This is a genomic window from Spirillospora sp. NPDC049652 (genome assembly GCF_040675125.1).
Lineage (GTDB): Bacteria > Actinomycetota > Actinomycetes > Streptosporangiales > Streptosporangiaceae > Spirillospora.
In genome coordinates this window covers 1-1,046 of the sequence record NZ_JBFAOF010001576.1, presented here as the reverse complement: position 1 = coordinate 1,046, position 1,046 = coordinate 1, and the positions used below count along the sequence as shown (strand labels likewise).

At 75.6% G+C, this 1,046-nt stretch carries 2 protein-coding genes; one reads left to right on the top strand and one right to left on the bottom strand.

Going from position 1 to position 1,046, the window contains the following annotated elements; all coding sequences use genetic code 11:
- On the bottom strand, positions 1–119 hold a 119-nt coding region (locus AB0J52_RS42050), incomplete at its 3' end, for an SDR family NAD(P)-dependent oxidoreductase (RefSeq protein ID WP_500188910.1).
- Between the two features lie 95 nt (positions 120–214).
- Between AB0J52_RS42050 and AB0J52_RS42045 the strand changes: the two genes are divergently transcribed.
- Positions 215–814, top strand: coding sequence for a TetR/AcrR family transcriptional regulator (locus tag AB0J52_RS42045; RefSeq protein WP_500188909.1), 600 nt, complete (start codon positions 215–217; stop codon positions 812–814).
- Positions 815–1,046 lie beyond the last annotated feature (232 nt).

The following is a 1,046-nucleotide window of genomic DNA, read 5'->3' as shown; positions in this document are numbered from 1 at the left end:
CCGACCGCCACGCGCGCGCCGCGCTCGGCGAGCAGGCGCGCGGTCTCACGGCCGATGCCGCGCGCGCCGCCGGTCACCACGGCGACGGCTCCGGGCCGCGCCACGACGGGATATCGCATGGGGCTCCTTCACTCGGATACCGAAGGTATGTGAGTGTTGGACGCGACGTCAATAGGCTCGGCGGGGGCGTCCGCGCGGCCCGTACACTGCACGCATGGCACGAGAGAGCGGCCCGACCCGGGCGGAGCGGCAGGCCCGCACCCGTGAGCTGCTGATCGCCACGGCCCGCGGGATGTTCCTGCGCGACGGCTACCACGCCACGACGCTCGACCGGGTGGCCGAGGCGGCCGGCTTCTCCAAGGGCGCCGTGTACTCCAACTTCGCCACCAAGGACGAGCTCTGCCAGACCGTCATCGACGAGGTCCGCGCCGAGCAGGTCGGGGCGGTCATCGAGGCGGTCGGCGGCGAGGGCACGGCCGAGGACCGGCTCGCCGTCCTCGACGCCTGGGCCGAGCGCACGATCGGCGACCCCGGCTGGACGCTGCTGGAGGCCGAGTTCGCGATCCACGCCGCCCGCCGCGACCCGGCGCTCCGCGACCGCGTCGCCGAGGGCGGACGGCGCTGGGTCGGGGCGCTCAGCGCCCTGATCGAGGAGGAGGCGCGGCGGCGGGGGATCGTGCCGCCCCTCCCGCCGGACGAGCTGGCCGAGGCCCTCCTCAGCCTCGGCATCGGCCTCGGCCTGCGGCGCGCCGTCGATCCCCGGCTGTCCCCGCAGGCGCTCACCGACGTCGTCCGCCTCCTCCTCGACGCCTGAGCCGTCCCCGCCGGACGCCCGGGGGTCAGACCGCGGCCGCGGTCTCCGTCCTGGCTCCGGCCCCCGTGCCGGCGAGGGCCTCCTCGTAGCGGCGGACGACCAGCTCGGCGACCTCGGGCCTGTCCAACTACCTCCTCAAGGCCACCGCCCAGGGCTTCTGGCAGCCCGAACAGGCCGACCTCGTCCAGGAGTACATCCCCCGCTACTACGAGGACGCCGTCGCCGTCGCCGC